Source organism: Candidatus Borrarchaeum sp. (assembly GCF_019058535.1).
Lineage (GTDB): Archaea > Asgardarchaeota > Sifarchaeia > Borrarchaeales > Borrarchaeaceae > Borrarchaeum > Borrarchaeum weybense.
In genome coordinates, this window is the sequence record NZ_JAHPYX010000102.1 from 1 (window position 1) to 6,840 (window position 6,840).

The 6,840-nt window shown below is 38.3% G+C and carries 5 protein-coding genes; 4 read left to right on the plus strand and 1 reads right to left on the minus strand.

Annotated elements, in window-relative coordinates; all coding sequences use genetic code 11:
* Positions 1-187 precede the first annotated feature (187 nt).
* The 4 genes from iscB to QVB70_RS05605 all read left to right on the plus strand — a co-directional run bounded on the left by iscB (position 188) and on the right by QVB70_RS05605 (position 5,383).
* Positions 188-1,372 (plus strand): RNA-guided endonuclease IscB, encoded by a 1,185-nt coding sequence (gene iscB / locus QVB70_RS05590; RefSeq protein WP_287584230.1) that lies wholly within the window; start codon positions 188-190, stop codon positions 1,370-1,372.
* Positions 1,373-1,642: 270 nt separating this feature from the next.
* A complete protein-coding gene (locus QVB70_RS05595) occupies positions 1,643-2,872 on the plus strand; it encodes an MFS transporter (protein ID WP_287584220.1) in 1,230 nt (409 codons plus the stop codon).
* 44 nt (positions 2,873-2,916) lie between these two features.
* Positions 2,917-3,492 (plus strand): flavin reductase family protein, encoded by a 576-nt coding sequence (locus tag QVB70_RS05600; RefSeq protein ID WP_287584223.1) that lies wholly within the window; start codon positions 2,917-2,919, stop codon positions 3,490-3,492.
* 148 nt (positions 3,493-3,640) lie between these two features.
* On the plus strand, positions 3,641-5,383 hold the full coding sequence (locus tag QVB70_RS05605) for a helicase HerA-like domain-containing protein (protein WP_287584225.1): 1,743 nt from the start codon (positions 3,641-3,643) through the stop codon (positions 5,381-5,383).
* A 41-nt stretch (positions 5,384-5,424) separates the two neighbouring features.
* On the opposite strand, the gene QVB70_RS05610 is transcribed toward QVB70_RS05605, so the two are convergent.
* Positions 5,425-6,603 (minus strand): hypothetical protein, encoded by a 1,179-nt coding sequence (locus QVB70_RS05610; protein ID WP_287584228.1) that lies wholly within the window; start codon positions 6,601-6,603, stop codon positions 5,425-5,427.
* Between the last annotated feature and the right edge of the window lie 237 nt (positions 6,604-6,840).

Sequence of the window (6,840 nt, forward strand, 5' to 3'; positions counted from 1 at the left end):
TATCAGGAGAGTTAAAGAACACACCAAGGGATGCTTCTCTAGTCCCTTGCTCTGTAAACGGTGGTTTAAACAGAGAGGAAACTCTCAGTGATCATCGTAGAGTACTGACTGATAACCTTGGCGAAGAGAACCAACCGACTTTAACACTCGTTAAAGGAGGAGATTGGACTTGAGAGTACCTATCTATGTGTTGAACATGAGGGGGCACCCCCTCATGCCGACCACACAACATACAGGAAAAAAGTTGTTAAAAGAAGGCAAGGCAACAGTTGTTCAGCGATGCCCGTTTACCATTCAGTTGAATTATGCCACCGGAGAGGCGACACAATCGATTAAACTGGGAGTAGACCCGGGATATATGAAACTCGGATTTAGTGCCACGACCGATAAATTAGAAGTCATCAGTTGCACGTTACGCTTGCGCAAGGATGTATCTAACAAGCTAGCGGAAAAACGTAGGTATCGTAGCACTCGTAGAGGCAGATTAGGGTATCGACCACCACGATTTGATAACCGAACACGACCTGAAGGCTGGTTACCCCCCAGTATTCAACATCGGCATGACTCACATATTCGATTAGGTGAAACACTTGAAACGATGCTACCGATACCCTTCAAAAAAATAGAGGTGGGCAATTTCGACGCTCACAAAATGCAACATCCGGAAATTACAGGCGTAGAGTACCAGCAGGGCGAACTTCAGGGCTACGAAGTCAAAGAATACCTGTTAGATAAGTGGGGACGCAAATGTGCCTATTGTGGTAAAACGGGCGTGCCCCTAGAAGTCGAGCATATCGTTCCGAAAAGCCGAGGTGGGACAGATCGAGTGTCGAATTTGACGATCGCCTGTAGGAAATGTAACCTTAAAAAAGGAGATAAGACCGCCGAGGAGTTCGGCTACCCTCACATCCAGCAGCAGGCAAAGACGCCACTTAAAGCAACCGCCTGTCTGAATAACATTCGTTGGAAACTAGTAGAGCAATTAGATGCAGAATATACTTACGGATACGTTACTAAATACCACCGCAATAAGTTAGGTTTAGAAAAATCTCATATTAATGATGCATTCGTCATTGCCGGCGGCACCAATCAAGAACGCTGCCGCCCGTATGAGGTGATACAAATCAGGCGCAATAACCGTTCGCTACAGAAGAATAGAAAGGGATTCAAACCGTCTATTAGGAGACAGAGATACCAGTTGCAACCCTATGACCTTGTCAAGTATAATCATAACACATATAGAGTAAAAGGAGTTCATTGTTACGGAAAACGAGTTGTGTTGGACAATCCTAAAGGAAAAAATCCCAGTGTCGCAATTAACAACGTGGAGTTGATAACATATGGAAAAGGGTTATTATTCAGTTTATGTTAGTTTTTACGCCTCTTTCCTCTCCACCTTAAAAGGAAGGAGTCTCCAGAAGCGATTACAATGAATTAATAGAGGATAGGAGAAGAGTTCTTACAGACCTCGGCGATTGGCTAGACGATCACATATGAGAATTGAACTTTTCACCAAGAATAGCTGTTCTCCAGCGTTTTGTAGACGAAATGAAACTTATCTAAAGCTTAAGTGATTAGATGACAGCTTCAACCTCTACACAAAAATTTAAATTCGAATCAAAAACATCGAACGCGAGCAGAAATGATTCCTTTGGATCCAGAAAAAGAGGGTTTTTCGAAATCATTAGTACCGATAAGCACTGTAAATTTGCTGTTCTCGTTCGCAATAATAATACCATTGGTCGTAATGCCTCTTTATGCGAGATCTTTAGGAGCAACACTACTTCAAGCGAGCCTCCTTTTAGCGACCTATTATGGTGTCCAAACAGTGAGTTTAGTATTTATGGGGGCTTTAAGTGATATCATGGGATCACGTAAACCGTTTATCATCTTTAGTCTATCTGGAATGGCAGTTATTCTTCTATTCATCGCCTTCATTAATATTCCAACGCTTTTGATTTTGCTAATGGGGATTATGGGGTTTATTGCTGCAGGATTTCGTCCCACGTGCATGGGGTTGGTCTCTGCAATTTCCTTGAAGCATGAAAAAGGCAAAAGTCTAGGTATTCTTAATACATCAACTTCCATAGGCTGGGCGTGTGGCTCATTTCTAGGAGGATTAATTGCAGATCTTTTCAATTTTGCAGTGACATTTTACCTTGCATGTTCCATTGCATTTACTGCAGTAATATTGACTATAATTTTCCTTATAGAGATTACAACCAGTACTAATAAAGAAAGAAACTTCAGAAGGATAATCAGTTCATTGAAAAATCGATTTTTACCAAATAGTGACGAAAACTCTTACCTAAAAGAGCATGGTTTAAGTTGGCTGTATGTAGTATTTTATTTACGTTATTCAGCTTACGGAGGTGCGTTTTCTTTCTTATCAATTTTCTTTGCAGGATTGTTTTCGAACTCGTGGGCTGGAATTCTTATTGGCATCTATTTAGGACTGTCGGGATTCCTAATGGCACCCATTGGAAAGCTTTCAGACAAAATAGGAAGAAAACCAATTTTAATATTAGGGTCACTAGGTACTAGTGTTACCTTGATAATCTATGCATTAGCATATGATCTCTTCTTATTGCTTGCAATTCAAATCTTTCTTTCCGTGGTTTTTGCGGCGATTTATACTGGAGGAAGTGCCTTTGTTTCAGATGTTGCTCCTGAATTTAAACATAACGAAGCAATGGGGCTCCTTAATTCAAGTTTATCTCTTGGTGCGGTCACCGGGTCAGTCTTAGGGGGGATTACGGCACAATTATTTGGTTTACGTGTAATGTTCGTGTTTCTTGCAATTTTCCCCATTATTGGGACAGTAATTGTTTTACTGAAATTAAGTGAAACCATTTCTTCAAAAACTCTTTAAAAAACAAAACTTATAATTGATCCACATATCAGAGGGGATCATAAATGAAAAAATCTCTAGGTTCGAAAACTATCGTTTACCCAACTCCAGTTTTCATAGTTGGAACCTATGATAAATCTGGAAATCCTAACGTGATGGCGGTCGCTTGGGGAAGTATTTGCTGTTCAAAACCTGTTTGCGTCTCTATCGCCTTAAGAAAAGCCACCTACACCTATGGGAATATTTTAGAACAGAAAGAGTTCACGGTAAGTATTGCTTCTCAAGACTACGTGAAGCACGTTGACTATTTTGGCATTGCTTCAGGAAAAAACACAAATAAATTTGAAGACACTGGGTTTACCCCTGTCAAGAGTGATTTAGTAAACGCTCCTTACGTAAAGGAATTTGCTCTTATTCTTGAGTGCAAACTTGTGCATTCTCATGAATTAGGACTGCATACGCTGTTTGTGGGCGAAGTCTTGGACGTAAAAATTGATGAAGAATGCCTTAGAGAAGACGGAAATCCCGATTTTAAAAAGATTGATCCGATTGCTTATGCTCCCGGAATTCGTGAATATTATTCTATGGGAGGATTTCTAGGAAAGGCGTTTTCCATCGGAAAAGAGTTCAAAAAACCTTAGGTTTCCGACATTCACCAGAGAACGTTTCCTCGAATATTTCGCGGAAAATCGTGCCTAAATAATCCTCCATTTGATTCATTTTTTTTGTCTAAGAGGAAAGAAATATAGTATATACTGTCCTAGCTTCTACTGAAAAGGAGGCTATACAGTGAGTATAGTTTTAGGTAAAAATAAAGCAACAGAGGAATTTGTCGAACTTAAGAAAAAGACCTTAAAACGTCATATTTGTACCCTAGGCGCCTCCGGGTCTGGAAAGACTGTTTTTTGTAAGGTATTAGTGGAAGAAGCTACACGACAGGAAATTCCTACCCTAGTAATCGACCCACAAGGAGATATTGCAAGTCTGGGGCTACTTGGTGATCCAGAGAAACTTCAAGAGATGGGAACTCCCCTGGAATTTGCTGAAGAGTATTGGGAAAATGCAGAAGTTCGTATCTGGACTCCTGCATCATCAAAAGGTATTCCTTTATGTATAAACCCGTTAAAATTTTCAGAAGAGGAAATGGATGTTGAAGATATCATAAAGGCAGTAGACAATATAGCAGTAACTTTAATTCGTTTCCTAGGCTACGATCCTGAAAATGATACCGGGAAAGCAGCACAGACATATCTCTTTCAACTTTTGGATTATTATAGGGAACAAGGGTCACCTTTAGACCATTTAAAGACTTTAGCTGAATGCGTGGAAAATCCTCCTGAACAGCTCAAAGAAAGATCTTCTGGTGTGATCGATACGAGAGAAATTCGAAAGCTAGCAAAAAAGATTCGATTTTTGGCGACCGGAGCAACTAAACTGATTTTCGAAATGGGTATAGCTCTGGATATCGATACCTTCTTGACGCCTGTAGAGGCTGGAAAGACCCCTGTAAACATTATCTATCTTAACACGCTGAATAAGGAAGCCGATAAACACTTCTTCATCGCAACATTAAGCCGACAATTATATGAATGGATGCTTCGCCATCCAAAGAATGATCCTCAACTCATTTTCTATGTTGATGAAATTGCACCTTATTTGCCACCACATCCTTATAATCCTCCCCCTAAGAATTCTTTACAACTGCTTATGAAACAAGCACGGAAATATGGCGTAAGCAATCTGATTGCAACTCAAAATCCTGCAGACATTGACTACAAAGCGATGGCACAAGCAAACACCTGGGTATTAGGACGTATGATGACAAAACAGGACATCTCAAAAGTGCATCACCTATTAAAAAGTTTGAATCCAGAGAAAGCCAATGACATAGTAGCTCAATTACCTAAACTCTCTGCTGGTGAATTTTTACTGATATGTCCTGACGAATTCGAAGATAATGTGATTCAATTTAATGCACGATGGCTGGTAACCGACCATAAAACAATAGACGAAGATGATATACAAGATGCTATGACTGAAACAGTCACTAATTACTTTAGGCAGAAAGTAGAGGAACAGCAGGCTAAAAGAAAGGAATTACATGCAGAAGAAGAGGCTAAACTTGAAAAAGTCGTTGAAGACTCAGAAATGGTCGAAGAAATCATCCTGCCGTCAGCAATAGAAGAAGTTCCTACGGATGAAACAGCTGCAATGATAACTTCTGAAATTACGGAACCTATCGCTGGCGAAAAGATCGATAAACTCATAGAAAACGATGTCACAGACAAACAAATTAACATCTACTTCATGTCCACAATTGGACCTGGCGAAAAGAAACAAAAATTACTCATTAATCTCGATCACAAAGTGAATGATATCAAGGAGACTGTGTCGAATTCATTTGGACTGAACCCTATAGGAGTTCATTTATCTTATAACGGAATTACATTGGATGAAAACAGTATTTTTGAAGAGTTCAATATAAAGGATGGAGATACAATCCTGTTAATCCCGTCAAGTAGAGCGGGTTAAACCACTTGCTTTTTGTCAAATAACTGTCATAAAAATAACTTTCAAGGAGTTTTAGTCCTTATTTTTTCTTTTGGTATACTCTTCAGTTTTCTAATTTCTTCTTCTAGTCTCTTTCGTTCTCTTTCCAGACTTTCTTTTTCTCGTTTCAATTTTTCCCGTTCATTTTTGATGCTATTTTTTTCTTCTCTAATCTTTCTCTTTTCATGTTCTATTTCGCGTTTTTCCTTTTGAACTTCCGCTTCTTGTCGTTTTAAGTCTTCTAATGCTTGCTTTCTGTCTTGTTCTAATCGCTTTTTCTCATTATTCAATTTTTTTATTTCATCTTTTAAATCTCTAATTTCTCGTTGCAAAGATTGCCTATTGTTTTCTAAATTTGATGTCGTTTTATTCAATTCACGAAGTCGATCATCCTCTTTTCTTCGATGTCGTTCTAGATCTTGTATGTCGTCATCAATTTGTTTTTTCTTGCGCCATAATGCTTTTTCATTCCGATCTAGCTCTTTGTCTTTCTTCTGAAGTTTCTCTTTATCTTTATCAATTTGTTTTTTCTCGTCAGAAATCCGCTTCTTCTCAAGTTCAGAATCTTTTTTAATTTTATCAACTTCGTCTCTTAAATTCTTCCTATCTTGTTCTAATCGTTTCTTATCGGTTTCAAGCCGATTTTTTTCGTTTTCTAAGTTGTTAATTTTGTTTTGTAAAGAATTACTGCTATTTTCCAACCGTGAGATTTCTTTTCTTAACTCGCGTATACGATCCTCCTCTTTCCGACTTCTTGCTTCAATGTTGTGTAATTCGGTATTCTTCGCGTTGATTTCCTTAGCAAGTTCTTCATTTTGCTTTCTAAGTTCTTTGGCAAGGTCTTCATTTTGTTTGTGGATCTTCTCCTTCTCAATATTAATGTATCTTTTTTCATCGGAAATCCGCTTTTTCTCTAATAAAACCCCATTCTTAAGCGTGTCCAACTCACTTCTTAAGCGATCCCTTTCTTTTAAAAGATCTTTAAGTTCATTCTCACGATCTTTTCTCTTTTTTTCAAGATCTTCGATAGTTACGTGGTAACTTTCAAACTTCTTGATACTTTTTTCCAATTCATTTCGTTCCCTTTCTAACTTTTTACGCTCTTCTTCCAGTTTTTCCCTTTCTTTCTTAAGTTCCTCAAGTACCTTTTTATCTGGTACTTTCTCGCTGATTTGGGTTTTGGGAGGAGTATCATCAGTCAATGGGGTCACGCTCTCTTTATCATAACTAGACTTGTTAATATAACGATTGATTTAATATCGTTCTATGTGTTTTGTGAAATTGAAATCATTTTCGAGAGTTCTAGAGTATTGAGTTGTAAGAGGGAACTTCAAGTAGTTGTGAATTTTCAAATGCTAAATTTTAGGAATTTAAAAATATTTAAGTATCTAGGTGCCATTTTCTTCTTGGGCTGTGTTACAAAATAAGGTGGTATAAAA